22 protein-coding genes are annotated in these 26,141 nt (G+C 64.7%); 10 read left to right on the forward strand and 12 right to left on the reverse strand.

What is annotated here, in order from left to right; all coding sequences use genetic code 11:
• The gene (gene metF / locus DCG74_RS11200; RefSeq protein ID WP_172784932.1) at positions 1-921 is read right to left on the reverse strand and encodes a methylenetetrahydrofolate reductase [NAD(P)H]; all 921 of its coding nucleotides are present in this window, start codon (positions 919-921) and stop codon (positions 1-3) included.
• 374 nt (positions 922-1,295) lie between these two features.
• Here metF and DCG74_RS11205 point away from each other — a divergent pair, with 374 nt between their 5' ends.
• On the forward strand, positions 1,296-2,315 hold the full coding sequence (locus tag DCG74_RS11205; protein WP_172784931.1) for an LLM class flavin-dependent oxidoreductase: 1,020 nt from the start codon (positions 1,296-1,298) through the stop codon (positions 2,313-2,315).
• Between the two features lie 154 nt (positions 2,316-2,469).
• On the opposite strand, the gene DCG74_RS11210 is transcribed toward DCG74_RS11205, so the two are convergent.
• Complete coding sequence (locus DCG74_RS11210; RefSeq protein ID WP_172784930.1) at positions 2,470-3,327, reverse strand: prephenate dehydratase; 858 nt, start codon at positions 3,325-3,327, stop codon at positions 2,470-2,472.
• Positions 3,328-3,348: 21 nt separating this feature from the next.
• Complete coding sequence (locus tag DCG74_RS11215; RefSeq protein ID WP_172784929.1) at positions 3,349-4,089, reverse strand: 3-deoxy-manno-octulosonate cytidylyltransferase; 741 nt, start codon at positions 4,087-4,089, stop codon at positions 3,349-3,351.
• A 233-nt stretch (positions 4,090-4,322) separates the two neighbouring features.
• On the opposite strand from DCG74_RS11215, the gene DCG74_RS11220 reads away from it, so the two are divergent.
• From DCG74_RS11220 to DCG74_RS11245, 6 genes are all read left to right on the forward strand, one after another.
• Positions 4,323-4,877 (forward strand): cytochrome c family protein, encoded by a 555-nt coding sequence (locus DCG74_RS11220; protein ID WP_172784928.1) that lies wholly within the window; start codon positions 4,323-4,325, stop codon positions 4,875-4,877.
• Between the two features lie 210 nt (positions 4,878-5,087).
• Positions 5,088-7,004: an extracellular solute-binding protein gene (locus tag DCG74_RS11225; protein WP_172784927.1), complete on the forward strand. Its 1,917-nt coding sequence runs from the start codon at positions 5,088-5,090 to the stop codon at positions 7,002-7,004.
• A gap of 14 nt (positions 7,005-7,018) precedes the next feature.
• Positions 7,019-8,905 (forward strand): extracellular solute-binding protein, encoded by a 1,887-nt coding sequence (locus DCG74_RS11230; protein ID WP_172784926.1) that lies wholly within the window; start codon positions 7,019-7,021, stop codon positions 8,903-8,905.
• Positions 8,906-8,907: 2 nt separating this feature from the next.
• Entirely contained in the window at positions 8,908-10,017 is a 1,110-nt protein-coding gene (locus DCG74_RS11235) for a microcin C ABC transporter permease YejB (protein ID WP_172784925.1), read from the forward strand.
• Positions 10,017-11,195 carry an ABC transporter permease gene (locus DCG74_RS11240; RefSeq protein ID WP_172784924.1) on the forward strand — a complete coding sequence of 393 codons (1,179 nt, stop codon included), beginning with the start codon at positions 10,017-10,019 and terminating at the stop codon, positions 11,193-11,195. The genes DCG74_RS11235 and DCG74_RS11240 overlap by 1 nt, the downstream gene beginning before the upstream one ends.
• Before the next feature lie 5 nt (positions 11,196-11,200).
• Positions 11,201-12,838 (forward strand): ABC transporter ATP-binding protein, encoded by a 1,638-nt coding sequence (locus DCG74_RS11245; RefSeq protein ID WP_172784923.1) that lies wholly within the window; start codon positions 11,201-11,203, stop codon positions 12,836-12,838.
• Between the two features lie 102 nt (positions 12,839-12,940).
• On the opposite strand, the gene DCG74_RS11250 is transcribed toward DCG74_RS11245, so the two are convergent.
• Positions 12,941-13,783 carry a C40 family peptidase gene (locus DCG74_RS11250; protein ID WP_172784922.1) on the reverse strand — a complete coding sequence of 281 codons (843 nt, stop codon included), beginning with the start codon at positions 13,781-13,783 and terminating at the stop codon, positions 12,941-12,943.
• Positions 13,776-15,149, reverse strand: coding sequence for a M17 family metallopeptidase (locus DCG74_RS11255; RefSeq protein ID WP_172784921.1), 1,374 nt, complete (start codon positions 15,147-15,149; stop codon positions 13,776-13,778). The genes DCG74_RS11250 and DCG74_RS11255 overlap by 8 nt, the downstream gene beginning before the upstream one ends.
• A gap of 199 nt (positions 15,150-15,348) precedes the next feature.
• Here DCG74_RS11255 and DCG74_RS11260 point away from each other — a divergent pair, with 199 nt between their 5' ends.
• The 3 genes from DCG74_RS11260 to DCG74_RS11270 all read left to right on the forward strand — a co-directional run bounded on the left by DCG74_RS11260 (position 15,349) and on the right by DCG74_RS11270 (position 18,253).
• On the forward strand, positions 15,349-15,552 hold the full coding sequence (locus tag DCG74_RS11260; RefSeq protein WP_172784920.1) for a hypothetical protein: 204 nt from the start codon (positions 15,349-15,351) through the stop codon (positions 15,550-15,552).
• Between the two features lie 269 nt (positions 15,553-15,821).
• Entirely contained in the window at positions 15,822-17,345 is a 1,524-nt protein-coding gene (locus DCG74_RS11265) for a metallophosphoesterase (protein ID WP_172784919.1), read from the forward strand.
• A gap of 80 nt (positions 17,346-17,425) precedes the next feature.
• Positions 17,426-18,253, forward strand: a complete 828-nt coding sequence (locus tag DCG74_RS11270) for a tetratricopeptide repeat protein (RefSeq protein ID WP_172784918.1) — start codon at positions 17,426-17,428, stop codon at positions 18,251-18,253.
• Positions 18,254-18,302: 49 nt separating this feature from the next.
• Here the strand turns inward: DCG74_RS11270 and DCG74_RS11275 are convergent, their stop codons facing one another.
• Genes DCG74_RS11275 through cpaB form a run of 7 tightly spaced genes read right to left on the reverse strand, consistent with a single transcriptional unit; the run spans position 18,303 to position 26,076 of the window.
• The gene (locus DCG74_RS11275) at positions 18,303-19,277 is read right to left on the reverse strand and encodes a type II secretion system F family protein (RefSeq protein ID WP_172784917.1); all 975 of its coding nucleotides are present in this window, start codon (positions 19,275-19,277) and stop codon (positions 18,303-18,305) included.
• A 9-nt stretch (positions 19,278-19,286) separates the two neighbouring features.
• Positions 19,287-20,264: a type II secretion system F family protein gene (locus tag DCG74_RS11280; RefSeq protein WP_172784916.1), complete on the reverse strand. Its 978-nt coding sequence runs from the start codon at positions 20,262-20,264 to the stop codon at positions 19,287-19,289.
• A gap of 16 nt (positions 20,265-20,280) precedes the next feature.
• On the reverse strand, positions 20,281-21,750 hold the full coding sequence (locus DCG74_RS11285) for a CpaF family protein (RefSeq protein ID WP_172784915.1): 1,470 nt from the start codon (positions 21,748-21,750) through the stop codon (positions 20,281-20,283).
• Positions 21,751-21,771: 21 nt separating this feature from the next.
• The gene (locus DCG74_RS11290) at positions 21,772-23,040 is read right to left on the reverse strand and encodes an AAA family ATPase (protein ID WP_172784914.1); all 1,269 of its coding nucleotides are present in this window, start codon (positions 23,038-23,040) and stop codon (positions 21,772-21,774) included.
• The gene (locus tag DCG74_RS11295; protein ID WP_172784913.1) at positions 23,037-23,771 is read right to left on the reverse strand and encodes a CpaD family pilus assembly protein; all 735 of its coding nucleotides are present in this window, start codon (positions 23,769-23,771) and stop codon (positions 23,037-23,039) included. Before DCG74_RS11295 ends, DCG74_RS11290 begins: the two co-directional genes overlap by 4 nt.
• Before the next feature lie 20 nt (positions 23,772-23,791).
• Complete coding sequence (locus DCG74_RS11300; RefSeq protein WP_172784912.1) at positions 23,792-25,282, reverse strand: type II and III secretion system protein family protein; 1,491 nt, start codon at positions 25,280-25,282, stop codon at positions 23,792-23,794.
• Complete coding sequence (cpaB, locus tag DCG74_RS11305; protein WP_172784911.1) at positions 25,279-26,076, reverse strand: Flp pilus assembly protein CpaB; 798 nt, start codon at positions 26,074-26,076, stop codon at positions 25,279-25,281. Before cpaB ends, DCG74_RS11300 begins: the two co-directional genes overlap by 4 nt.
• Positions 26,077-26,141: the final 65 nt, after the last annotated feature.

Raw genomic sequence — 26,141 nt, forward strand, 5'->3', positions numbered from 1 at the left:
TTATGCCGCCTTCTGCGCGCTCTTGGCGCGAATGCCGAGCAAATGGCTGATCGCGAACACGAGATCGGCGCGGTTCATGGTGTAGAAATGGAAGGTGTCGACGCCGTGCTTGGCGAGCTTCTGCACCTGGCCGGCGGCGACGGTCGCGGCCACCAGCTTGCGCGTTTCGGCATCGTCATCGAGGCCCTCGAATTTCGCGGCGAGCCAGTCGGGCACGGAGGTGCCGTTCCGGGTGACGAAATTGCGCGCCTGCTTGAAATTGTGCATGGGCATGATGCCGGGCACGATCGGGATATCGATGCCGCGCGCACGCACGCGGTCGAGATAGCGGAAGTAGAGGTCGTTGTCGAAGAACACCTGGGTGATCGCGCGCGTCGCACCCGCATCGACCTTGGCCTTGAGCGTGTCGATATCGGCGTCGAAGTCGCGCGATTCAGGATGCTTCTCGGGATAGGCCGAGACCGAGACTTCGATATCGCCGTGCCGCTTCTTGATCCCGGCGACGAGCGCGGCCGAGCTCTGATAACCCTCGGGATGGCTCGAATAGGGCGTGCCGATGCCGCCGACGGGATCGCCGCGCAAGGCCACGATGTGGCGGACGCCGACCTCGTGATAGCGGTCGACGATCTCGTCGATCTCGCCGCGCGAAGCACCGACGCAGGTCAGATGCGCCGCCGGCAGCAGCGCGGTCTCTTGCAGGATGCGCGCGATGGTCGAATGGGTGCGCTCGCGGGTCGAGCCGCCGGCGCCATAGGTCACCGAGACGAATTTCGGCTCGAGCGGGGCGAGCCGGTTGATAGTCTCCCAGAGATTGCGCTCCATCTCTTCCGTCTTGGGCGGAAAGAATTCGAAGGAGATCGCAGGCCGTTTCAGGTGCCCATCTTGCCGGTCGGCTGTCGCAGGCGTCGTCAGGTCAGTCATGGCGCCACTCACTCCAATGTAGGCCGGCGATCGGATCTAGCTTCGGAGACCTAAAATACGGCAAAGGCCCCCGGGTCGACAGCCCATCATTGATGGGAAGTTGCCCATTTAGGGGCCAATGTGCAGTTTCTTCGTTTGAATCGCGCATCTGGTGGGAAAGAGGATGGCCGGCATAATATACTGATTTAAAAAGAATTATTGTTCTTTGGCGTCGTTTCGCGGGCCTGATTTCGTGGTGGGCAGGATAAAAACTGTCTACAAACGAGCAGCAATTGGCCCAACCTGAGCCGCTGGCGGGCCCGCCCGTCCGTACACGTCAGGCCTGCGCAGCCCGCCCATTGCCGCCGCGACGGCCTCCATTACGTTAACCGGCCATGATCCCGCTCTCCGTCCTCGACCTCTCCGTCGTCACAACAGGCACCAAGCCCGCCGCGGCGCTACGCAACAGCATCGATCTGGCGCGTCACGTCGATGGCCTCGGCTATGTCCGCTACTGGCTCGCCGAGCATCACAACCTCGCCTCTGTCGCGAGCCCGGCACCCGATGTCATGATCGGGCAGATCGCGGCGGTGACGAAGCATCTCCGCGTCGGCTCCGGCGGCGTGATGCTGCCCAACCACGCGCCGCTGGTCGTCGCCGAGCGCTTCAAGATGCTGGAGGCGCTGTTTCCCGGCCGGATCGATCTCGGTCTCGGCCGCGCGCCGGGCACCGACGGCGCCACGGCCTACGCGCTCAGAAGCCGGCTCGACCGTCGCGAGGGCGACGATTTCCTGGAGCGCCTGCACGAATTGATCCTGTGGGAGACGCGCGAATTCCCCGCAGGGCACCCATACAACAACGTCGTCGCCATGCCCGACGACACCAGGCTACCGCCGATCTGGCTGCTTGGCTCCAGCGATTATTCCTCGGAATTGGCCGCCCAGGTCGGCATGGGCTTCGCCTTCGCCCATCATTTCGCATCCCACGACGCGATCGATGCGATGGTGCATTACCGCAATCGATTTCAGCCCTCGGCGTGGCGCGCGAGCCCGCATGCCATTCTCGCGGTCGCCGTCATTGCGACCGATACCGACGAGGAGGCCGAAAGGCTCGCCTCGTCCTTCGACCTCAACCGCCTTCGCCGCGACCGTGGTCAATATCTGCCGCTGCCGAGCGTCGAGGAGGCCATGGCCTATCCGTATACGGATGCCGAGCGCACCTCGATTCTGCGCAACCGTTCGCGCCTGTTCGTCGGCAGCCCCGCGACGGTGCAGAAGAAGCTGCAGCCCTTGATCTACGCGAGCAAACCGGACGAACTGATGGTAATCACGGCGGTGTATGACCACGAGGCGCGAAAGAAGTCGTATTCGCTGCTGGCGGAGGCGTTCGGGCTGGCGAAAAGAGAAAGCGCGTAAACCCGCTCTCGTGCCCCGGACGCAGCGCAGCGCTTCCCCGGCGATGCGAAGTATCGTCCGGTGCAGCGGTGCGCTGCAGAGCCGGGGCCCATCTCGCGACTGGGTATTCTGTCCCTGGGTCCCGGCTCGCGCTTCGCGCGTCCGGGACACGCTATCAATCCTGCGCCTCGCTGAATGTCGCGCGGAACGGATGGCCCGGATACACGCCGACAATGCGGAATTCGCGCGAGAAGAATTTCAGCTCGTCGATGGCGAAGGCGAGGCCCTTGTCGTCGGGGTGGCCGTCGACGTCGGCATAAAACTGCGTGGCGAAGAAATTGCCGTCCACCATGTAGCTCTCGAGCTTGGTCATGTTGACCCCGTTGGTGGCGAAGCCGCCGAGTGCCTTGTAGAGCGCCGCGGGCAAATTGCGCACGCGGAAAACAAAAGTCGTGACCAGCGGGCCGGAGCCCTGCGCGGCCCATTTCGGTTCGCGCGCCAGCACCACGAAGCGCGTGGTGTTGTGGGCCTCGTCCTCGATGTCCTCGGCGAGGATGTCTAGGCCGTAGATCTTTGCCGCCAGGCGCGAGGCGATCGCGGCCACCGTCTTGTCCTTGCGCTCCGAGATGTCGCGGGCGCTGCCGGCGGTGTCGGCGTGCACGATCGGCTTGATGCCGAGCTTGCGGATGATGCGCCGGCACTGGCCGAGCGCGTGCACGTGGCTCTCGACGCTCTTGATGTCCTCGAGCTTGGTCCCCTTCACCGCCATCAGCTGATGCCGCACCGGCAGAAACCATTCGCCGACGATGAAGAGGCCGGACGCCGGCAGCAAATGATGGATGTCGGCGACGCGGCCGGCGACCGAATTCTCGATCGGGATCATGCCGAGGTCGGCCTCGCCCGACGAGATCGCCGACAGCGCGTCCTCAAACGTGGCGCAGGGCATCGGCTCGGCGCCGGGATAGGCCTCGACGATGGCGATGTGGGAATTGGCTCCGGGTTCGCCCTGGAATGCGATCTTCATCTTGCTCATGCTCGGCCTTGTAGCAGCGGCTCAGGATTTGGAAAGGATGCTGCGCGCGGTTTCGAGATCGGGCGGCGTGTCGACGCCGCGAGGCACGCTATCGACGATCATGATGTCGATCCGCATGCCGGCCTCCACCGCCCGGAGCTGCTCCAGGCTCTCCTGACGTTCCAGGGGCGACGGCGGCAGCGATACGAACCGCTCCAGCGCCGCGCGGCGATAGGCATAAAGCCCGATGTGATGGTATCGCGGTCCGTTGCCGTAAGGGGCTGTGGCGCGAGTGAAATAAAGTGCCCGCAACCGCTTCGGCCCGATCGGCGAACCGATCGCCTTCACCACGCTCGGCGCGAGGTCCTCCTCCTCGGTGTGGATCTGCGAGGCCAATGTGACGATGTCGACCGCGGGATCGTCGAAGGGGGGCAGCACCTCGCGGATGGTCTGCGGCGTGATGGTCGGGAAATCGCCCTGGAGATTGATCACGATCTCGGCCTTGCCCTCGGGATCGAGCTTCTGCATGGCTTCGTGGATGCGGTCGGAGCCGGAGGGGTGGTCGGCGCGGGTCATCACTGCCTCACCGCCATGGGCGGTCACGACCGAGGCGATTTCGTCGGTGTCGGTCGCGACCGCAACCCGGCCGATTGCAGCGGCCTCTGCACGGCGCAGCACATGCACGATCATCGGCAGTCCCGCGATATCGGCGAGCGGCTTGCCGGGCAGGCGGGTGGCCGCCATGCGGGCCGGGATCAGAACCAGGATGCGGGGATCGATCATTGGGTTCAAAGGTCTAGGGTCAAGAGCCTGAAAACGGAGCGTTTTCCGCACCGGGAAATGGGATGGGGACGGGCCTGAAGCCGGCTCGCTTATACGGGTTGCCAGACCCCGGGCAAACCGATATCTCAATGGCAAAACTCGGGGAAACAATAAGGAACGTTTGATTCTCCCGAGGCTCGTCCTGGCGGCCGCTTGGGCCGCTGTTTCCTTCTTGCGGTGGGGCCTGGCCGGAAATGGACTCTTTCGAACTCAATAAGATTCTCGGTGCCGTGCTCGGCACCTGTCTCTTCCTACTGGTGACGAGCTTCACCGCGAGTGCACTGTTCTCCCCCAAGATGCCGGAAAAGCCGGGCTTCGAGATCGCGGTGAAGGAAGACGCTGGCCATGGCAAGGAAGGTGGCGCCGCCGCAGCCTCCTCCGAGCCGATCGAAAAGCTGCTCCAGACTGCCTCCGTCGAGAAGGGCGCTGCCGCCGCCAAGAAGTGCGGCGCCTGCCACACCTTCGAGAAGGGTGGCCCCAATCGTGTCGGTCCGAACCTCTATGGCGTGGTCGGCGAGAAGCGGGGTGAGGGCCGTGGCGGCTTCAACTTCTCGGCTGCCATGAAGGCCAAGGGCGGCACGTGGACCTTCGACGACCTCAACAAGTTCATTGCCAACCCGAAGGGCTTCATCCCGGGCACTGCCATGGGCTTCGCCGGCATTCCGAAGGATTCCGAGCGCGCCGACGTCATTGCCTATCTGAACTCGCTGTCGGAGCATCCGCAGCCGCTGCCGACCGCGTCGAAGTAAGACTTCCAGAGCATTTTTCGGATATGCGGCCAGGCTGAAAAGCCTGGCCGTTTCCTTATCCGGGCCTCGCAACGACGTTATCGGGGCGTTTGGCCGCATCCGATAGGCCGGCCGGGCTTCCAAGATGAGGAAAAAGCAACATATTCCGTCGAAACCTCGCCTATATTGGGAACTTAAAGGAGTAGCCTCCTTCAAGACAGGGATGTTGATTTGGCCATTACCCGACGCGATCTCCTGCTCACCGGCACTGCTGCGGCAGCGCTTCCAGCCCTTGGTTCCGTCGCGGGCGTTCCCGTCGCCGGCACGGCACAGGCGCAATCGGCAAGCGAGCTGCCTTCTAATGGGTTGCCTTGGCGCCACGCGCTGTCCCTGTTCGGAAAGGTCAAGTATCCCGCCGACTTCAAGCGCTTCGACTACGTCAATCCGGACGCGCCCAAAGGCGGCGTGGCGCGCCAGATCGCCGTCGGCACGTTCGACAATTTCAACATCGTCGTCTCGGGCGTGAAGGGCCAGGTCGCCGGCGCCGTCGCATTCATCTACGAATCGCTCCTGACCCAGTCGCTTGACGAGGTCTCGACCGAATACGGCGCGCTGGCCGAAGCGGTCAGCCATCCCGACGATTTTTCCTTCGTCACCTATCGCCTGCGGCCGCAGGCGAAATGGCACGACGGCAAGCCCGTCACGCCGGAGGACGTGATCTTCTCGCTCGATTCCTTCAAGAAGCACCATCCGATGTACTCGGCCTATTACAGCCATGTGGTGAAGGCCGAGAAGGTCGGCGAGCGCGAGGTGAAGTTCGTGTTCGACGCGCCGGGTAACCGCGAGCTGCCGCAGATCGTCGGGCAGCTCATCGTGCTGCCGAAGCATTGGTGGGAGGGGACCGATGCGCAGGGCCGCAAGCGCGATGTGTCCACCACCACGCTCGAAGTGCCGCTCGGGTCCGGTCCCTACAAGATCAAGGATTTCGTTGCAGGACGGTCGATCGCGCTGGAGCGCGTCAAGGACTATTGGGGTCGCGATCTTCCCATAAATGTGGGCCGCAACAATTTCGACGAGCTGCGCTACGAATATTTTCGCGACGGCACCGTTGCGATCGAGGCCTTCAAGGCCGACCAGGTGGATTGGCGTACCGAGAACAGCGCGAAGAGCTGGGCGACCGCCTACGATTTCCCGGCCGTGACCGAAAAGCGGGTAATCCTCGAGGAATTCGCCAATCGCAGCTCGGGCGTGATGCAGGCCTTCGTGCCGAACCTGCGCCGCGCCAAGTTCAGCGATCCGCGTGTTCGTCGTGCGCTCAACTACGCGTTCGATTTCGAGGAGATGAACAAGCAGATCTTCTTCGGTCAGTACAAGCGCATCAGCAGCTATTTCGACGGCATCGACGAGCTGATGGCAACCGGATTGCCGCAGGGAAAAGAGCTGGAGATCCTCGAGACGATTCGCGCCGAGGTGCCGCCCGAAGTCTTCACGACGGCCTATACCAATCCGGTAGGAGGCAACCCGGAAGCGGTGCGTGACAATCTGCGTGAGGCGCTGCGCCTGTTCAAGGAGGCCGGCTACGAGGTGCGCGACCGCAAGCTGATCGACGTCAAGACCGGCGCCCAGTTCTCGCTGGAACTGCTCAACTCGGATCCCAGCTTCGAACGAATTACGCTGTTCTACAAGCCGTCGCTGGAGCGGCTCGGCATTGCCGTGAGCGTGCGGACGGTCGATCCGACTCAATATGAGAACAGGACGCGCGAGTGGGACTTCGACATCGTCACGAACTCGTGGGGCGAATCGCAATCGCCGGGCAACGAGCAGCGCGAGTTCTGGTCGTCCAAGTCGGCCGACATCGCCGGCTCGCGCAACATCGCCGGCATCAAGAATCCGGCCGTCGACAAGCTGATCGAGCGGGTGATCTACGCCACTGATCGCGACGATCTCGTCGCGGCCACCAAGGCACTCGACCGCGTGCTGTTGTGGAATCACTACGTCGTTCCGCAATGGACCTACAACAAGGTCCGCACCGCACGCTGGGATCGCTTTGGCCGGCCGGCGGAACTGCCCAAATACGGTCAGTCGGGCTTCCCGTTCATCTGGTGGTACGACGCAGACAAGGCGGCGCGGATCGCAAAGAAGTCGTGAAGGACAATTCCCGCATGACGCAGATGTCACGCCGCCATGTGCTGGTCTTGGGTGTTGGCGGCGCCCTCGGGGCGTCGCTGGGTGCGCAGCCGTTGCGCGGCGCACGAGCATCGGAAGCGGCGATCGAGGCGCACGGCATGTCGGCGTTCGGCGATCTCAAATATCCCGCCGACTTCCATCATTTCGACTATGTCAATGTCGATGCGCCGAAAGGCGGCACGTTCTCGCTGATCCCGTCGGTGCGCGCCTACAATCAGTCCTACCAGACCTTCAACTCGCTCAACGCCTTCATCCTGAAAGGCGACGGCGCACAAGGTATGGACATGACGTTTTCGCCGCTGATGGTCCGGGCAAGTGACGAGCCTGACGCAATGTACGGGCTGGCCGCCAAATCCGTGCAAATATCGCCGGACAAGCTGGTCTATCGCTTCATGATGCGGCCGGAAGCGAAGTTCCACGACGGGACCAGGCTCACGGCCCACGATGCAGCTTTTTCGCTGACGACGCTGAAGACCAAGGGGCATCCGCTGATCATCGTGCAGATGCGCGACATGGTCAGCGCGGAAGCCCTCGACGATGCGACGCTCGTGGTCACCTTTGCCAAGGGGCGTGCGCGCGACGTGCCGCTCTATGTCGCCAGCCTGCCGATCTTCTCGAAGGCGTACTACGCGTCCCGCCCGTTCGATGAATCGTCGCTGGAGATTCCGCTCGGCTCGGGCCCGTACAGGGTCGGCAGGTTCGAGGTCAATCGCTACATCGAGTTCGAGCGCGTGAAGGACTGGTGGGCCGCTGATCTCCCGCCCTGCCGCGGCAGCTACAACTTCGATGTCGTCCGCTACGAATTCTACCGCGACCGCGACGTCGCCTTCGAGGGCTTTACCGGCAAGAGCTATCTCTACCGCGAGGAGTTCACTTCGCGCATCTGGGCGACGCGCTATGACTTCCCCGCGGTCAAGGACGGCCGTGTCAAGATGGAGGTCGTGCCCGACGATACGCCCTCCGGTGCGCAAGGTTGGTTCATCAATACGCGGCGCGACAAATTCAAAGACCCCCGCGTGCGCGAGGCGCTGATCAACGCTTTCGATTTCGAATGGACCAACAAGACCATCATGTACGGCGCTTATGCCCGTACGGTGTCGCCGTTCCAGAACTCGGACCTCATGGCGGGCAATGCGCCGCCTTCGCCGGAAGAGCTGAAGCTGCTGGAGCCGTTTCGCGGCCAGGTTCCCGACGAGGTGTTTGCGGCGCCGTTCACGCCGCCGACCTCTGACGGCTCCGGTCAGGATCGCAGCCTTCTCCGCAAGGCGCAGCAATTGCTGACCGAGGCCGGCGTGCCCATCAAGGACGGCAAGCGGGTACTGCCGAACGGCGAGGTATTCAAGATCGAGTTCCTGCTGGATGAGCCCTCGTTCCAGCCGCACCACGCGCCTTACATCAAGAATCTCGCGACGCTCGGCATCGAAGCGAGCGTGCGCCTCGTCGATGCCGTACAGCACAAAGCCCGGCAGGAAGATTTTGATTTCGACCTGACGATCCAGCGCTTCAGCATGTCGGCGACACCAGGCGATGCCATGCGCGCATTCTTTTCCTCGCAGGTCGCAAACACCAAGGGCTCGTACAATCTCGCCGGCGTCGCCAGTCCGGCGATCGATGCCATGATCGAGAAGATCATGGCGGCCGACAGCCGCGAAGAGCTGACCGTCGCTTGCCGCGCGTTCGATCGCCTGTTCCGCGCCGGTCGCTATTGGATACCGCAATGGTACAACAAGACGCACCGGCTGGCCTATTGGGATCAGTTCGGCCATCCGCAGAAGCTGCCGCGCTATGCCAATGGCGTCGGCGCGCCGGAGATCTGGTGGTATGAGCCCGCCAAGGCGGCCAAGCTCGAGCAGGCAAAATAGCCATGAGCGCCTATATCGCCCGCCGCATCCTGCTGATGATTCCGACGCTGCTCGGAATCCTCTTCGTGTCCTTTGTCGTCGTGCAGTTCGCGCCGGGCGGCCCGGTCGAGCGCGTAATCGCGCAGCTCTCGGGTGCCGATACCGGCGGGACCTCGCGTATTTCCGGCGGCAGCGATTTTGCGCAGCGCGCGCCGGGACAGGTCGGTGCTGGCGGCGATGCCATCAACTCGAAATATCGCGGCGCGCAGGGCCTCGACCCTGATTTCATCAAGAAGCTGGAGGTGCAGTTCGGCTTCGACAAGCCCGCGCCGGAACGCTTCCTGCTGATGGTGTGGAACTTCGCCCGCTTCGATTTCGGCAAGAGCTATTTTCGCGACGTCAGCGTGCTCCAGCTCATCAAGGAGAAGCTGCCCGTCTCGATCTCGCTTGGCCTCTGGCTGACGCTTGTGACGTATCTGATCTCGATCCCGCTCGGCATTCGCAAGGCCGTGAACGACGGGGCGCGCTTCGACACCTGGACCTCGACGGTACTCGTGCTCGGCTACGCCATCCCCGGTTTTCTGTTCGCCATCCTCCTCATCATCCTGTTTGCCGGCGGCTCCTTCTTCAACTGGTTCCCGTTGCGCGGACTCACCTCGGACGGCTGGTCGCAGTTTCCCTGGTATTGGAAGATCATCGATTATTTCTGGCATCTGACGCTGCCGCTGATCGCCATGGGGCTGGGTGCCTTCACCACCATGACGTTCCTGACCAAGAACTCGTTCCTGGACGAGATTCGCAAGCAATACGTCATGACCGCCCGCGCCAAGGGCTGCAGCGAGAACCGGGTGCTCTACGGCCACGTCTTCCGCAACGCGATGCTGATCGTGATCGCCGGCTTCCCCGGCACTTTCATCCACGCCTTCTTTTCCGGCTCGCTGCTGATCGAGACCATCTTCTCGCTGGACGGGCTCGGGCTGCTCAGCTTCGAGAGCGTGCTCAACCGCGACTACCCCGTGGTGTTCGGCACGCTCTACATCTTTTCGCTGGTCGGCCTCGTCATCAACCTGATCTCCGACCTGACCTATATGTGGATCGACCCCCGGATCGATTTCGAAGCGCGGGAGGTCTGATGACGATCACCGCGCCGACGCCGATCGAGACCACAGCGAAGTCGCCGCTCGGCGATGTCGTTCCGATCACGCGCAAGCCGTTCGCTCCGTCGCCGCTCAACCGGCGGCGCTGGCAGAACTTCAAGGCGAACCGCCGCGGCTACTGGTCCTTCTGGATCTTCATCGGCCTGTTCGTGATTTCGCTGTTCGCCGAGCTGATTGCCAATGATCGGCCCTTCCTGATCAAGTTCGATGGCCGTCTCTATTGGCCGGCCTTCGTCACCTATTCGGAGACGACGTTCGGCGGCGATTTCGAGACGGCGGCCGATTATCGCGACCCGTACTTGCAGAAGCTGATCAAGGAAAAGGGCGGCAGCATCGTCTGGCCGCTGATCCGCTACTCCTACGACACCCATAATCTCGATTTGCCGACGCCGGCGCCGTCGCCGCCGACCTGGATGCTGACGGAGAAGCAGTGCAAGCCGGTGGTCGAGAAGAAGGGGCTGAAGAGCTGCCGCGATCTCGAATACAACTGGCTCGGGACCGACGATCAGGGTCGCGACGTGGTGGCGCGGCTGATCTACGGCTTCCGCATCTCCGTGCTGTTCGGCCTTTGTCTCACCATCGTCTCGTCCGTCATCGGCATCGCGGCGGGCGCGGTGCAGGGCTATTTCGGCGGGTGGGTCGATCTGATCTTCCAGCGCTTCATCGAGATCTGGACCGCGATTCCATCGCTCTATCTACTCCTGATCCTGTCCTCGGTGCTCGTACCCGGCTTCTTCGTGCTGCTCGGCATCCTGCTGCTGTTCTCCTGGGTCTCGCTGGTCGGTCTCGTGCGAGCCGAGTTCCTGCGCGGGCGCAATTTCGAATACATCCAGGCGGCGCGGGCGCTCGGCGTCTCCAATCCCGTGATCATGTTCCGTCACCTGCTGCCGAACGCGATGGTCGCGACCATGACGTTCCTGCCGTTCATCGTGTCGAGCTCGGTGATGACGCTGACGGCGCTCGATTTCCTCGGCTTTGGCCTGCCACCGGGGTCGCCTTCCCTTGGCGAGCTGCTGTCGCAGGCCAAGGCCAATGTGCAGGCGCCGTGGCTCGGCTTCTCCGGCTTCTTCTCGGTCGCGATCATGCTGTCGCTCCTGATCTTCATCGGCGAAGCCGTGCGCGACGCCTTCGATCCGCGCAAGACGTTCAGGTAAGGCACATGGACGCGATCAACCAGCCTCTGCTCAGCGTGCGCGATCTTTCGGTGGCCTTCCACCAGGGGGGCGCCACCACGCTCGCGGTCGATAAGGTCTCGTTCCAGATCAAGCGCGGCGAATGCGTCGCGCTGGTCGGCGAATCCGGTTCCGGCAAGTCGGTCAGCGCGCTCTCGATCCTGAAGCTGCTGCCCTATCCGAACGCCTCCCACCCCTCCGGCAGCATCCGCTTCAAGGGGCAGGAGCTGATCGACCAATCCGAGCAGCAGATGCGCGAGCTCAGGGGCAGCGACATCTCCATCATCTTCCAGGAGCCGATGACCTCGCTCAATCCGCTGCACACGATCGAGGCGCAGATCGGCGAGATCATCCAGCTGCACAATCCGACCAGCAATGCGCAGGCGCGCAAGCGGACGCTGGAGCTGCTGACCCAGGTCGGTATTCCCGATCCGGAGACCCGGCTGAACAGCTATCCGCACCAGCTCTCCGGCGGCCAGCGCCAGCGCGTGATGATCGCGATGGCGCTCGCCAACGAGCCGGACCTTCTGATCGCGGACGAGCCGACCACCGCGCTCGACGTTACCGTGCAGGCGCAGATCCTGGCGCTGCTCGCCGAGATCCGCTCGCGGCTGGGCATGAGCCTGTTGTTCATCACCCACGATCTCGGCATCGTGCGCCGCATCGCCGACACCGTCTGCGTCATGAAGGGCGGCGCGATCGTCGAGCAGGGGCCGGTCGAGCAGGTCTTCAAGAGCCCGAAACATCCCTATACGCGCGACCTGCTCGCGGCCGAGCCCAAGCCCGATCCGGCGCCGCCGCAGCCGGATGCGCCGGTGGTGATGTCGGCCAATGATCTCAAAGTCTGGTTCCCGATCAAGCGCGGCCTGATGCGCAAGACGGTCGGCCACATCAAGGCGGTCGACGGCGTCAGTGTCGCCGTACGCAAGGGCGAGACGCTCGGCGTGGTCGGCGAATCCGGCTCGGGCAAGACCACGCTGGGGCTTGCGCTGCTGCGGCTGATCTCCTCGAACGGGCGCATCGTGTTCTTAGGGAAAGACATCCAGGGCCTGCGTTTCCAGGAGATGCGTCCCTTCCGGCGCGACATGCAGATCGTGTTCCAGGATCCGTTCGGCTCGCTCTCACCGCGTATGTCGGTCGCCGACATCATCGCCGAAGGCCTGTCCGTGCATCAGCCGAAGCTCTCGCGCGAAGAACGCGAGGCGCGCGTCGTCAAGGCGCTCGAGGATGTCGGGCTCAATCCGGAGACGCGCTTCCGCTATCCGCATGAATTCTCCGGCGGCCAGCGTCAGCGCATCTCGATCGCGCGCGCGATCGTGCTGGAGCCGGATTTTGTCGTGCTCGACGAGCCGACCAGCGCACTCGACATGCTGTTCCAGGCGCAGATGGTCGACCTGTTGCGCGAGCTCCAGCGCAAGCGCGAGCTCACCTACATGTTCATCTCGCACGATTTGCGCGTCGTCGCCTCGCTCGCCAGCCACCTCATCGTGATGCGCGGCGGCAAGGTGGTCGAGGAAGGCCAGGCCGCCGAGCTGTTCAGGAATCCGAAGACGGACTACACCCGCGCGCTGTTCGCGGCCGCGTTCCGGCTGGAAACGGCCGGGAATGGGGCGGTGGCGACGTAGCTCCGGTAGGATGGGTAGAGCGCAGCGAAACCCATCATCCTAACGACGCGGGCCTTGAAGCGATGGGTTTCGCTGCGCTCTACCCATCTACACGGTGCGCGGCTACAGCCGCTTGATCGCAACGACCTCGCTGCCGGCCGCCTTGATCCGCGCGATCGCCGGCTCGATCGGCTCGATTACCGTTGCCATGTGATGCGCATTGGCGTGAACCATGGTGGCGGCATCGCGCACGATCGCGACATGACCTTTCCAGAAGATCAGATCGCCGCGCTGCAAGCTGCTCCATTCATGCGGCTCCAGCGCACGGCCGAGACCGGCGAGCTGCATGTCGCTGTCGCGCGGGCAGCCGATCCCGGTCGATGCCAGCGAGACCTGGACGAGGCCGGAGCAATCGATGCCAAAGCTGCTCTTGCCGCCCCAGAGATAGGGCGTGCCAAGGAAGCGCTCGGCGACCGCGACGAAATCCGCTTCGCGATGATCGAGCGGAGCGAGATGCGATCTCGGCAGATACCTGCCGTCGTGCGTCACGGCGAAGCCGCCGTCCTGGCGCGCCACGGCGAGCTTCGATCCCATCACGAGCGTGTCGGCCGGCGGGAGCTTGATCGAGGGTCCGGGGAACGCAAACGTCCGCAGCGCGCTGACCAAGTGAGTTGCGGCGGCCGACGGCTTTGCGAGCGCAGCATCCGGCAGCCAGCCGACATAGCCATCGCCATTGAGCTGGCCCCACGCCCAACCCTCGCCGTTGCGGTCGTAGACCGTGACACGTTCGCCGCGCAGGGCCTCCGTCCTCAGCATCGCGTTCGAGGACGGCTGCTCGCGCAACGGCGCGATCGCTTCGACCACCTCGAATTCCTCGCCGGCGACGTAGCGATCCGCCTGCACCTTGCCTTCGAGATATTTGGCGGCGAGGTCGCCGCGCGCCGGTGTCAGCCGCGGGTCATGCATAGCGCTCGCTCAGCAGTGCGTAGATGGCGCGCGCGGCCTGGCACTCGCCGCCTTCGGGCCGTGCCGGCTTCGCCGACGGCGTCCAGCCAAAGATATCGACATGCAGCCAGCTCTTGGCGCGCTCGACGAAGCGTTGCAGGAACAGGGCGCAGGTGATCGAGCCGGCAAAACCGCCCGATGGTGCATTGGTGATGGTGGCGGTCTTGGAGTCCAGCCAGGCATCGTAATGCGGCCACAGCGGCATGCGCCACAACGGATCGTTCTCCTTCACCGCGCAGCGCGCGACGTCGGAGGCCAGCGTCTCATCATTGGTGTAGAAGGGCGGCAGATCCGGTCCCAGCGCGACGCGGGCCGCGCCGGTCAGCGTACCCAGGTCGATCAGCAGATCGGGCGTCTCCTCGTCGGCCAGCGCCAGCGCGTCGGCGAGCACGAGGCGGCCTTCGGCGTCGGTGTTTCCGATCTCGACCGTGATCCCCTTGCGCGAGGTGAAGATATCGAGCGGGCGGAAGGCATTGCCGGCGACGGCGTTCTCGACCGCCGGGATCAGCACGCGCAGCCGCACCTTCAGCTTCGCATCCATCACCATGCGCGCCAGCGCCAGCACGTTGGCGGCGCCGCCCATGTCCTTCTTCATGATCAGCATGCCGCTCGACGGCTTCAGGTCCAGGCCGCCGGTGTCGAAGCACACGCCTTTGCCGACCAGCGTCACCTTGGGATGATCAGGATCGCCCCAGACGATGTCGATCAGCCGCGGCGCGCGGCTGGAGGCCATGCCGACGGCGTGGATCAGCGGAAAGCTCTTCGCCAGCTCTTCGCCGATGGTGCAGGCGAAGCTCGCGCCGAACTCGGCGGCGAGCGCTTGCGCCTCTGCGGCGAGCTCGTCCGGGCCCATGTCGTTGGAGGGCGTGTTGATGAGGTCGCGCGCGAGCATTGCGGCATCGGCAATCCGCTCGATCTCGGCCGCATCGACACCGTCAGGCGGCACCAGCCGGACCTCGGGGCGATCAGCCTTACGGTAGCGGGCGAAGCGATAGCATCCCAGCGCGAACGCGAGCGCCGCGAGCCGTGCGTCGTGCGGTGCATTGGCAAACCGATAGGTGCCCGGCGGCAAAAGGCCGGGCAGGGCGCCGGGCCGAAACAGGTCGCGCGATCTTGCGCTCTCCTCCTCGAGCCCGAACAGCACCTGTGCAATGGCGCCGTCGGTCGCGGGCAGGGCAAGATAGCCGCCCGGCTTTGCGGCAAAGGCGCTGGCGCGCGCGAACTGGCGTTGCGCCGGCGGCAGCGTCTCGGCGACCTGATCCCAGCTCGATTTGGTGACGAAGGTGATCGGGGTGGCGGTGGATGACGTCTCGAAGACAGAAGGCATTGGCGGGTCCGGATCGTCAGTTCAGGCGGATCATGCGAACGGACGAGACTTCGCAGAGTTTGGCCGCGGCTGCAATCGGCTTTGCCGTCACCGGTCGGCGAGCCGCTACTCGCCTCAAGGGGGCCATGGTAGGTTCCGGCAACGGTCGCCAGAATGAAATCGGGGGCGACCGACGACAAACGCGCCGGGAGGACATGCAATGGAGTTTGTGTGGAGCGTGGTTACGTTCATCGGCCAGGCTATCGAGGTGATCTTCGGTTATGTCGAGCACCACCATTGGATCTTCGCGTTCCTTGCCGGCGGCTACCTCTTCTATCTCCACGACCGCTCCGTCCACGCGCGCTTCGATGCGCTCGACAGGCGCGTCGACGAGATCCGCAAGCGGATTGCCATCGAATATTGAGCGGACGAGACGAAACCCTCCTCGGACAAATCTCGTATCTGACGCCGAGAGCTGCCGTTCGCGACGCCGCGGCCGCAGGGCTTTACTAGCGTTTTGGTTGTGGCATTATCTGAGAATATTCTAGATTGTGCCGCTCGCTCTGCGTGACCCGAACGCAGACACGCAGCAGCACGGTGCCTGCCGAGGTTAGGTCGATACGGCTGAATCCGTTCGTCGAAGCATTTTTCTTACTGTTTGGGCGGCGCAGCATTGTAGATGAGCGGCGCAAAATGGATAGATCGTTCGTTGTTGCGCAGATTTCCGACCTGCATCTGGACGGGTCGGGCCGGCTGCTTCCGGCCATCGAGACGCTCAGGGCCGCGATTTGCGAGAAGATGGCGGCTGTCGCGAATGTTCCCGATCGCATCCTGCTGATCACGGGCGACCTGGTGGACGATCCGACGCCGCGCGCACTCGACGAGGCGCTCGCCGTCATCGCATCCTTCCGGCAGACCGGGCTGTTCACCGACATCCAGGCCGTAGCCGGCAATCACGACGTCAAGCGGCCGAGCCAGCGTGCGGGCCGTCACGACGCCTACGATTACCTGCACCTGCCGCGGACCGCGAAGAGCGTCTATTACCGTCAGGCCGGCCTCGACCTGGTGCTGCTCGATTCCAATCGCGCAAGCCTTATGGCGCTCGCGAGCGGCAAGATCGGCGAGAGCGCCTACAAGGCGATGGTCGCCGATTCCGCCCGGCTGAGCGCCGAGCTCGCGGGGAGCATCGGTTCTTCCGGGCGCACCGACTATGCCGAGCCCGTGGACAACCTGGTCCGCGTGCTGGCCCTGCACCATCATCCGCTGCCGCAGGCGACCGGCGAAGGAAAGCGCTTTCTCGGCGTGCCCGACGAGCCGCTGATGTATCTCGCCGCACCCGCGACCTTCCTCGAGGCTGCCACCTCGCTCAACGTCGATCTGGTTCTGCACGGTCATCGCCATGTCGAGGGGCTGACCCGTTATTCCATCCCCGATCCGCGTGCGACGTCGAGCGACAGCGGTGAGGCGTTCTGGCGCACGATCTACGTGCTCTCCTGTCCGTCCTCGACCGGGCAGGCCGGCGACGATGCCGGCTTCAACCTCGTCCATTTCGGCCCCGCGTCCCATGCCGGCCGCACGGAGCACCGCTTCGCGATCACCCGCTATTCGAGGCTCCGCAACGATGCGGCCTTCAGGCCACTCGATTCCAACCTGCCGGGCGGGGTCATCAGGCTGCCCGCGGGACGCGACTTTTCCCGTGATCCGGCCCTCCAGTCGGCGATCGCGGCCGCCTCATCCGGCGCGCTGACACGCGACCAGGTCGCGGCGATCGTCCGCCGGCTGTTCGTGCGTGGCAGCTTCTACGATGAGGCGGAGCCGAACTGGGCGAATGCGCTCTACGCCTACGTCGTCTCGGCCCATGCCTGGGCGGAGCTCGCGCGCAAGGCCGCGAGATCCGGGCCGGGATTCGATGTCGACGTGCTCGCCGCGGTGAGAACGCTGCTCGGTCGATTGATCGAGCAATCCGCCGACGTGCTCGGCATCGATCGCGCTCAGCTCGATGAGCTCTACGGGAGAGGCCTGATCAACCGTCACGACTTCCTGCGCCAGGTGCCGCGGCTGCCTCGCGAGGGGATCGACGTTCGACGGCGGGCGCGGCAGAGACTGCAATTGCTGCGGGAGCTGGACCAGCAGGTGAAGGCGCTCGGCCTCGATCTCGGCCTCGGCGGAGGCGCGCCTCCGCAACAACCGCCGGCGCGAGAGGAGCACGTTGGATAGCGCCGTTAACCGGCCGTTAGGGTTAACATTCTATTGCTGACGCGTTCGGCTCGATCGAGCAGCTCGAGAGTCAAAGCGTCATGCGTCAACGGATCAGGCTTACCCGGCTACTTGCTTCCACGTCGCTGGTCGCGACGGTTGCGATGGGCCTCGGCGGCTGCACGGCCATGTCGAAGCTCTCCGAGGTGACGGGCTCGGTCGGCCCCCGGGCGGATGCGGCCTCCGCCGATCGCGCGCCGACCGATCCGGCGCGTGCGGTCGAAGCCTATGGCGAGCGCTACCGCGCCAATCCCCGGGATGCCGACGCCGCACTCGCCTATGGCCAGGCCTTGCGCGCCAACGGCCAACGCGCCCAGGCGGCCGCCGTGCTCGAGCAGGCGACCATCGCCAACCCCGGCAACAAGGCGCTGCTCGCTCAATACGGCCGCGCCCTCGCCGACAACGGCAATTTCCAGCAGGCCTTCGATGTGCTGTCGAAGGCGCATTCGCCCGACAATCCGGACTGGCGCCTGCTCTCTGTGCAGGGCACCGCGCTGGACCAGATGGGCCGTCATGAGGAGGCGCGATCCTATTACGCGAGCGCGCTGAAGATCGCACCGGGTGATCCCGGCGTGCTCTCAAACCTCGGCCTGTCCTACATGCTGTCGAAAGAGCTGCCGAAGGCGGAAGAGGCGCTACGGCAGGCCCATGCCTCGCCGCGTGCCGGCGCCCGGGTGCGGCAGAACCTCGGCTTGGTCGTCGGTCTGCAGGGCCGCTTCGCGGAAGCGGAGGCCATCGTCAAGGCGGACCTGCCGCCGGACCAGGCTGCGGCCAATGTCGCCTATCTCAAGGAAATGCTGAGCCGCAGCGACGCCCCGCGCGGCGCGCCGAAGCGGACGCCGATCGCTTCGCTGAGCCAGCCCGACTGATCATCTGACTTCCTGGCCTTGGTGGCGGACCGTATGGGTCCAGCCCGGCTCACTGCATCTCGGTGACCTTGATGGCGGTGGGTCCGAGAATGACCACGAACAGCACCGGCAGGAAGAACAGGATCATCGGCACCGTGAGCTTCGGCGGCAGCGCGGCCGCCTTCTTCTCGGCCTCGTTCATGCGCATGTCGCGATTCTCCTGCGCCATGACGCGCAAGGAATGGCCGAGCGGGGTGCCGTAACGTTCCGCCTGCTGCAGCGCCAGACACACCGACTTGACGCCCTCGAGCCCGGTACGCCGTGCCAGGTTCTCGTAGGCGACCTTGCGATCCTGCAAATAGGACAGCTCGGCGGTGGTCAGGGTGAACTCCTCCGACAGCGCGATCGACTGGCCCACGATTTCGTTCGCAACCTTCCGGAATGCCATCTCGACCGACATGCCGGATTCGATGCAGATCAGGAGCAGGTCGAGCGCGTCGGGAAACGCACGCTTGATCGAGAGTTGGCGCTTGGAGATCGCATTCCTGAGGAACAGCATCGGCGCCTGGAGGCCGAGATAGGCGGCGCCGAGGCAGATGCCGATCTTGATCGGCAGCGCCTGTTGCATGTTTCCGATCACGAACACGTAGAGGGCCGAGCCGATCAGGAACACGATCGGGGCGACCATGCGGGCAAACAGGAAGGTGATATAGGGTGCCTGGCCGCGGTAACCTGCCATGATGAGCTTGTCCCGCGCAGCTTCCTGCGCGAGCCATTTCGTCAGGTTGAAGTCCTCGACCACCCTGGAGACGAGTTGCTTCGGTGTCTGGCGCAGCGAAACCTTCTCGCTCTTGTTGAGACGCTCACGCTCGCGCTGCCGGATGCGCTCACGCTCGCTCGCCACCGCCTTCATGCGCTTGGAGAGGCCCTCGCCGGCGAACAACGGCATCACCAGCGTATAGACCGTGGCACTCGCGGCGATGGCCGCGAGCAGCATGGTCATGAAACGGACGTCGTGCAGTTTCGAGACGAGGAATTCGACCATACGCCACCGTCAGAAATCGAAGTTGATCATCTTCTTCATCACCAGGATGCCGACCGACATCCAGACGACGCAGCCGACCAGCATCAGCTGGCCGGTGGGATGAGTCCAAAGCACCGAGATGTATTGCGGCGTCGTGAGATAGACCAGGAACATCACGATCGGCGGCAGCGATCCGATGATGCCGGCCGAGGCCTTGGCCTCCATCGACATCGCCTGGATCTTTTCCTTCATCTTCTTGCGGTCGCGCAGCACCTTGGAGAGGTTACCGAGCGCTTCGGAGAGGTTGCCGCCCGACTTCTGCTGGATCGACACCACGATGCCGAAGAAATTGGCCTCCGGCAGCGGCATGCGCTCGTAGAGCCGCGCGCAGGCCTCGCCCAGCGGCATGCCGATCGCCTGCGTCTCGATGATGGCCAGGAACTCGCTGCGCAGCGGCTCGGGCGCATCGGCGGCCACGACCTTGATCGATTCGAACAAGGGCAGGCCCGCCTTGATGCCGCGGACGATCACGTCGACCGCATCGGGCAGTGCAGCCAGGAACTTGGTTTCGCGGCGTTTCTTGAGGAAGCCGAGTGCCCAGCGCGGCAGGCCGAAGCCGCCGGCAAAGGCAAGACCGGCGGCGCCGATCAGTCCGCCGCCCGCGAACACAGCGGCCGCGAAAAATACGCCCGCCACGACGGCGGACACGATCCAGAATTTCTGGGGCGTCCAGTCGAGCCCGGCCTGCGACAGGCGGACGCTGAGCGGGACGCTCTTCTCCTGGGCGCGCCGCGCCTCGAGGTCCTTGAGCGTGGTCTCGACCTGCTCGCGGCGCGAGCGCTGGGTCTTCTCGGCCTGACGGGCCGTGGGCGCCTCGGCGCGCGCGACCGAGGCGCGGCGGCTTTCCGCCTTTCGCTCCCCGGACAGCAGCGGATAGAGAAAGACCCAGGCGATGCCACCGACCGCTGCGGTGGCGAGGAAGGCGAGGGCGAGGACCTGAATGTTCATGGCGCTGCTGACCTGCTCACGTCTTCGGCGCGACTTCCGCCGCGTCGAGCGCCGCAGCGAGGCGCTTCTCTTCGCCGTAGTAGCGGGCGCGTTCCCAGAACTTCGGACGGCCAATGCCGGTCGAGCGGTGCTGGCCGATGATCTTGCCGTTGGCGTCCTCGCCGACCATGTCGTAGAGGAAGATGTCCTGGGTGATGATGGTGTCGCCTTCCATGCCCATCACCTCCGTGATGTGGGTGATGCGGCGGGAACCGTCGCGCAGGCGCGCGGCCTGGATGATGACGTCGATCGAGGCGCAGATCATCTCGCGGATGGTACGCGAGGGCAGCGAGAACCCGCCCATCGTGATCATGGATTCGCAGCGCGACAGTGCCTCGCGCGGGTTGTTGGCGTGCAGCGTGCCCATCGAGCCGTCGTGGCCGGTGTTCATGGCCTGCAGCAGGTCGAAGGCTTCGGGTCCGCGGACCTCGCCGACGATGATGCGTTCGGGGCGCATACGCAGGCAGTTGCGCACCAGTTCGCGCATCGTGACCTGGCCCTCGCCCTCGATGTTGGGCGGGCGGGTTTCCAGCCGCACCACGTGGGGCTGCTGCAGCTGGAGCTCGGCGGCGTCCTCGCAGGTGATGACGCGCTCGTCGTGCTCGATGTAGTTGGTGAGGCAGTTGAGCAGGGTGGTCTTGCCCGAGCCGGTACCGCCGGAAATCAGCACGTTGCAGCGGACGCGACCGATGATCTGGAGGATCTCGGCACCTTCCGGCGTGATCGCGCCGAACTTGACGAGCTGATCAAGCGTCAGCTTGTCCTTCTTGAATTTGCGGATGGTGAGCGCGGGACCGTCGATCGACAGCGGCGGCACGATGGCGTTGACGCGGGAGCCATCGGCGAGGCGCGCGTCGCAGATCGGCGAGGATTCGTCGACGCGCCGGCCGACCTGGCTGACGATGCGCTGGCAGATGTTGAGAAGCTGTTGGTTGTCGCGGAAGCGGATGCCGGTGCGCTGGATCTTGCCGCCGACCTCGATGTAGACGGTGTTGGCGCCGTTGACCATGATGTCGGCGATGTCGTCGCGCGATAGCAGCGGCTCGAGCGGGCCGTAGCCGAGGACGTCGTTGCAGATGTCGTCGAGCAGCTCCTCCTGCTCGGCGATCGACATCACGATGTTCTTGATCGCGATGATCTCGTTGACGATGTCGCGGATTTCCTCGCGCGCGGACTCCGAATCGAGCTTGGCGAGCTGGGCGAGGTCGATGGCCTCGATCAGCGCGCCGAAGATGGTCGCCTTGACCTCGTAATAATTGTCCGAACGCCGGCTCTCCATGGCCGGAGGCGGCGGAGCTTTGGCGGGCGCAAGCGGCGGCGAGGCGACGGCCGGCGGAGGCGGGGCGCGCGACACCGTCGGCGCCTGAGCCGGGGCAGGCTCGAGCGACACGGCGCCGGGCTTGGGCGCCCGAAAGTCGGTGTCTGTTCCGCTACGCTTACCGAACACTTAACAACTCCATGCGGCGGCTTATCTTCCCCGCAACTTCTCAATCAGAGGTGAAAGCAGGGACGACTTTTGCTTCTTGGTCTCGCTGCGGCCGGTCAGGCGCTGGGCGATCTGCAGGAACATCTCGATCGACCTGTGGTTGGCGGAGATCTCCGCGATCATCTGGCCGTTGTTGGCGGCCGAGCCGAAGATCTGCGGCTCGAACGGGATCGAGACGACCGGCTGGCTCTCGATCGCCTTGGCGAACTCCGCGGCGGCGATTTCGGGCCGTTTCGGCACGCCGACCTGGTTCAGGCAGTACAGCGGCGGCCGGTCGTTGGGACGGGCGGCCTTCAACAGGTCGAACAGGTTCTTGGTATTGCGCAGATTGGCAAGGTCCGGGGCGGCCACGATCAGGATGTCGTCCGCACCGATCAGGGCGCGCTTGGTCCAGCCCGACCATTGATGCGGAATGTCGAGCACGATGCAGGGCATGGTGGAGCGCAGCGTGTCGAACACGGCATCGAAGGCGTCGGTGCCGAAATCATAGACCCGGTCGAGCGTCGCAGGCGCCGCCAGCAGGCTGAGATGGTCGGTGCACTTCGACAGCAGGCGGTCGATGAAGGCGGTGTCGACGCGGTCGGGCGAGAACACGGCGTCGGCGATGCCCTGCGGCGGATCCTGGTTGTAGTCGAGGCCAGCGGTGCCGAAGGCGAGATCGAGGTCGGCGACGACGGCATCCATTGCGAGGTCGCGCGCGATCGCCCAGGCGACGTTATGGGAGATGGTGGAGGCGCCGACGCCCCCCTTGGCGCCGACCACGGCGATGATGCGGCCGACCGCCTTGGCTTCCGGCGCCGAGAACAGGTTGCAGATCGAGCGCACGACGTCGATCGCGCCGACCGGCGCGAGCACGTAATCGCTGACGCCGCGGCGCACCAGCTCGCGGTAGAGCGTGACGTCGTTGATGCGGCCGATCACGACCACGCGGGTGCCGGCATCGCAGACGGTGGCGAGCTGGTCGAGCCCGCCCAGCAGGTCGTTGCGGCCATCGCTCTCGAGCACGATCACGTTCGGCGTGGGAGCCGAGCGGTAGGCTTCGATCGCGGCCGCCATGCCGCCCATCTGGATCTTCAGGTGAGCCTTGCCGAGACGGCGATCCTCGCCGGCCGACTGTACCGCGGCGGCCGTCTCCACGGTTTCGCAGAAGGCCTGGACCGAGACGCGCGGCGCGGGCGCAATATGCTCCTCGACCGGCGGAGGAGCTGCTGCCGGCTGCTCTTCGTGTGTCTGGCGCGCGTAACTGATCATTTGCCTGTGTCGCTGAGTTTGGCCTTGTCGGCATCGGGATAGGCGACACCCGTCGGCATTCCCTTACGATACTTCTCGAAGGCGGCGGTGCGCCGTATCGTGTAGGAAGGTGTCTCGGGCCGCGGCTGCTCGAGGTCGGATGGATTGTCGACCATGGCCGCGAGGTTGCGCTGATAGGCGCAGCCGTAATTGTAATAGTCCTTGTTCTCGAACCAGCTCTTGTTCTTCATCGAAGGCCCGATGTCGTCCGGCCACAGGCCGCAGGGACCCGCGACCGCGGCGATCTTGGAATAAGTGAGCCGGATCGGCGGCAGGAACCGCTTGTCCTCGGGCTGATAGGGACGAATGGTGACCCCGCGCGGCGGAACGCCTGCCCCTGCCAGCATGGCCTGGATCTCGCGCATCGTATCCGCGACCGGACGCGCATTGGGCGTGCCGGACGGCACGTCGATGTGAATGGCACCGGTACCTTCGTGCAACCATGCCGATGCGACGCCCATCACGTCCGCGCGTTGGGCGGCGGTCAATCCGCCGCGGGCATGACCGACGAAGACGACGATCGAGCGGTTCTGCTCCTCGATCGCGATCGGATGGCGCTGCTTGTAGTCGTCGGGAATGGAGGCGGTAACGACCTCGTTGTGCTGGCAGCCGCCGAGCGCGAGCGTCAGGCCGACAAGCGCGCCGCCGAGGCGGACGGCGCGTTTGCGAAGCTGGGGTGGTCTTGTGGTCATCGTAGAGTCCCCGTTCCGCCTCAGTCGGTGATGAAGCCGTAGGTGCCGCGGTAGTTCTTGGCCGGTTCGGTGCGTCCGGGCACGCCGTAGAGCCGGTTGATGTTGCCGATCAGCTGGGCTTGCGGATCGGCAGGCGGGGCGAAGCCGTCATCCGGCCGCGACAGGTCCTTCGGCGCCACCGCGCGGACAACATAGGGCGTCACGATCACGACCAGCTCGGTCGCGTTGTTGACGAAGTCGCGGCTGCGGAACAGCGTGCCCAGGATCGGCAGCTGCATCAGCCCCGGCAATCCGCTGATTGCCTGCTTGGTCTGCTGCTGGATCAGGCCGGCCATCGCCATCGCGCCGCCGGAGGGAATTTCCAGCGAGGTCTCGGCGCGGCGGGTCCTGATCGAGGGGACCGTCAGCGAGTTCACCGTGTTCGTGGTCACCGCCTGCGACAGCGTGATCGCATTCTCGTTCGACAGCTCCGAGACCTCGGTCATCACCCGCAGGCTGATCTTGCCCTCGCTCAGCACGACGGGGGTGAAGTTCAGCGAGATGCCGAACTTCTTGAAGCTGATCTGGGTGGTACAGACATGCGTGGTGGGATCGCAGGCATAGCCTGCCGGAACCGGGAATTCACCGCCGGCGATGAACGTCGCCGATTCACCGGAGATCGCAGTCAAATTCGGTTCGGCCAGCGTGCGGATCACGCCGGCGGTTTCCATCGCGCGCAGCGTGGCCTGCACCGACGGGGCGGCGCCGAACTTCGTGGTCAGGTTGTTGCCGTCCACGAGGTTCTTGCCGAGCGCCGTGAACGGGTTCGAATTGGTGAAGCTCACCACCGACGTGCCGTAGTTCAGGTTGGCGGTGAGGTCGATGCCGAGCTGCTTGACGATGTTGCGCTGGACCTCGGCCACCGTCACCTTGAGCATGATCTGGTCGCGGCCGCGTACCACGATCGAGTTCACCACCTTGTCGGCGCCGCCAGCCAGGCGCGCGGCGAGGTCGTTGGCCTGCTGCGCTTCCAGCGGATTGGCAGCGGTGCCGGTCAGGACGATGCCGTCGCCGAGGCCGTCGATCTGGATGTCCGAATTGGGCAGGACCTGCTTCAGCGCGGCCCGCACGCCGTTGAGGTCGCGCTTCACCGCGATGTCATAGGCCGCAATCTGCTGCCCGGCGGAATCGAAGAACACGATGTTGGTCTGGCCGACCGCGGCGCCGATGATATAGGCGCGCTGCGCCGAACGGACCACCGCGTTGGCGATCTTGGGATCGGCGACCAGCACGTCCTTGATGTCGCGCGGCAGGTCGATGACGATGGACTTGCCGACGCCGAGCGAAAGGAAACGCGCATTGATCTGGCCGTCCGCCGCGGCCGGCGCCACGGGGCGGTAATCGGCTGCGACCGCCGGGGCGATCGCCGGATTGACCCCCAGCGCGAGGGCGGCCGAAAACGACAGGGCGCGGACCAGTGAGGTCCGCATCGTCGCCGAATCTGCCCTGCAATTGATGTCGACTGTCTTCATCGTGCCTTAGCCGTCTGACTTGGAATGCCGTAGCGAATGATCGAGACCCCCTCGCGCTTCTGCGCGGAGTCATCGAGCGTGATCTCGCTCATCTTGACGTCGACGATGCTGCGCAGCGCCAGCGACAGCGTGCCGCTCTGACGCGCCGCGGAGAGCGTTGCGGTCTGCGCGGGATTGAGCTCGAGGGTGACGGTCTTGCCGACCACCGCGTTCTGCCCGTCTTTTTCCTTGGGCGCCTGGTCGATGGCGAGGACGCGGATATTGGCCAGGATGATCTCGGAGGTGACGATGTCGGGAGCGCCGCTGCTCTGGTCCGGGTTCTTGAGCCGGCGCGTGAGCAGGACGTCGACGCGGTCGTTGGGCAGGATGAAGCCGCCTGCGCCGGTCTCCGGCGAGATCTCGGTCGAGATCGCCCGCATGCCGGTGGGCAGGATTGCCGCCATGAAGCCGGAACCTTCGGCCTTGACCAGCTTCTGGTCCCGGATCGGCTCACCCTGAATGAAAGGCGCGCGCGCGATCGAGCCGGTCACCTGGGTCGCGCCATCGGGGCGCTCGTTGCGTCGGATGAAGGTGGCGCTGGCGGTCGCGGTCGGCCAGGTCTGCCATTGCACGTCTTCGGGCTTCACGGTCTGGCCGAGGCCGATGTCGTTCTTCGCGACGAGGACGTCGACCGTCGGCAGCTGCGCGACCGGAACCGGAGGCGGCGCAGAATTGTCGGTGCCGCTCGCCAGGTACGCGGCGACGCCGCCGGCGCAGATCGCGGCCGTCAGGACGACAATGCGTGCCCTATTCATACGCTTCAACTTTCCAACAATACGCCGCGACGCTGCCGCCGCCGTCATCGGCAGTTGACCAGCTA

It is taken from the genome of Bradyrhizobium sp. WBAH42, from assembly GCF_024585265.1.
In the GTDB taxonomy this organism is placed as follows: domain Bacteria; phylum Pseudomonadota; class Alphaproteobacteria; order Rhizobiales; family Xanthobacteraceae; genus Bradyrhizobium.

What these genes read in the sequence shown, in the direction of transcription:
- DCG74_RS11245 (WP_172784923.1), top strand. Translation starts at nt 11,201, where the DNA reads ATGGACGCGATCAACCAGCCTCTGCTCAGCGTGCGCGATCTTTCGGTG.
- DCG74_RS11255 (WP_172784921.1), bottom strand. Translation starts at nt 15,149, where the DNA reads ATGCCTTCTGTCTTCGAGACGTCATCCACCGCCACCCCGATCACCTTC.
- DCG74_RS11215 (WP_172784929.1), bottom strand. Translation starts at nt 4,089, where the DNA reads ATGATCGATCCCCGCATCCTGGTTCTGATCCCGGCCCGCATGGCGGCC.
- DCG74_RS11240 (WP_172784924.1), top strand. Translation starts at nt 10,017, where the DNA reads ATGACGATCACCGCGCCGACGCCGATCGAGACCACAGCGAAGTCGCCG.
- DCG74_RS11290 (WP_172784914.1), bottom strand. Translation starts at nt 23,040, where the DNA reads ATGATCAGTTACGCGCGCCAGACACACGAAGAGCAGCCGGCAGCAGCT.
- DCG74_RS11205 (WP_172784931.1), top strand. Translation starts at nt 1,296, where the DNA reads ATGATCCCGCTCTCCGTCCTCGACCTCTCCGTCGTCACAACAGGCACC.
- DCG74_RS11230 (WP_172784926.1), top strand. Translation starts at nt 7,019, where the DNA reads ATGACGCAGATGTCACGCCGCCATGTGCTGGTCTTGGGTGTTGGCGGC.
- DCG74_RS11250 (WP_172784922.1), bottom strand. Translation starts at nt 13,783, where the DNA reads ATGCATGACCCGCGGCTGACACCGGCGCGCGGCGACCTCGCCGCCAAA.
- DCG74_RS11210 (WP_172784930.1), bottom strand. Translation starts at nt 3,327, where the DNA reads ATGAGCAAGATGAAGATCGCATTCCAGGGCGAACCCGGAGCCAATTCC.
- DCG74_RS11235 (WP_172784925.1), top strand. Translation starts at nt 8,908, where the DNA reads ATGAGCGCCTATATCGCCCGCCGCATCCTGCTGATGATTCCGACGCTG.
- DCG74_RS11280 (WP_172784916.1), bottom strand. Translation starts at nt 20,264, where the DNA reads ATGAACATTCAGGTCCTCGCCCTCGCCTTCCTCGCCACCGCAGCGGTC.
- DCG74_RS11275 (WP_172784917.1), bottom strand. Translation starts at nt 19,277, where the DNA reads ATGGTCGAATTCCTCGTCTCGAAACTGCACGACGTCCGTTTCATGACC.
- DCG74_RS11220 (WP_172784928.1), top strand. Translation starts at nt 4,323, where the DNA reads ATGGACTCTTTCGAACTCAATAAGATTCTCGGTGCCGTGCTCGGCACC.
- DCG74_RS11260 (WP_172784920.1), top strand. Translation starts at nt 15,349, where the DNA reads ATGGAGTTTGTGTGGAGCGTGGTTACGTTCATCGGCCAGGCTATCGAG.
- DCG74_RS11300 (WP_172784912.1), bottom strand. Translation starts at nt 25,282, where the DNA reads ATGAAGACAGTCGACATCAATTGCAGGGCAGATTCGGCGACGATGCGG.
- cpaB (WP_172784911.1), bottom strand. Translation starts at nt 26,076, where the DNA reads ATGAATAGGGCACGCATTGTCGTCCTGACGGCCGCGATCTGCGCCGGC.
- DCG74_RS11295 (WP_172784913.1), bottom strand. Translation starts at nt 23,771, where the DNA reads ATGACCACAAGACCACCCCAGCTTCGCAAACGCGCCGTCCGCCTCGGC.
- DCG74_RS11265 (WP_172784919.1), top strand. Translation starts at nt 15,822, where the DNA reads ATGGATAGATCGTTCGTTGTTGCGCAGATTTCCGACCTGCATCTGGAC.
- DCG74_RS11270 (WP_172784918.1), top strand. Translation starts at nt 17,426, where the DNA reads ATGCGTCAACGGATCAGGCTTACCCGGCTACTTGCTTCCACGTCGCTG.
- metF (WP_172784932.1), bottom strand. Translation starts at nt 921, where the DNA reads ATGACTGACCTGACGACGCCTGCGACAGCCGACCGGCAAGATGGGCAC.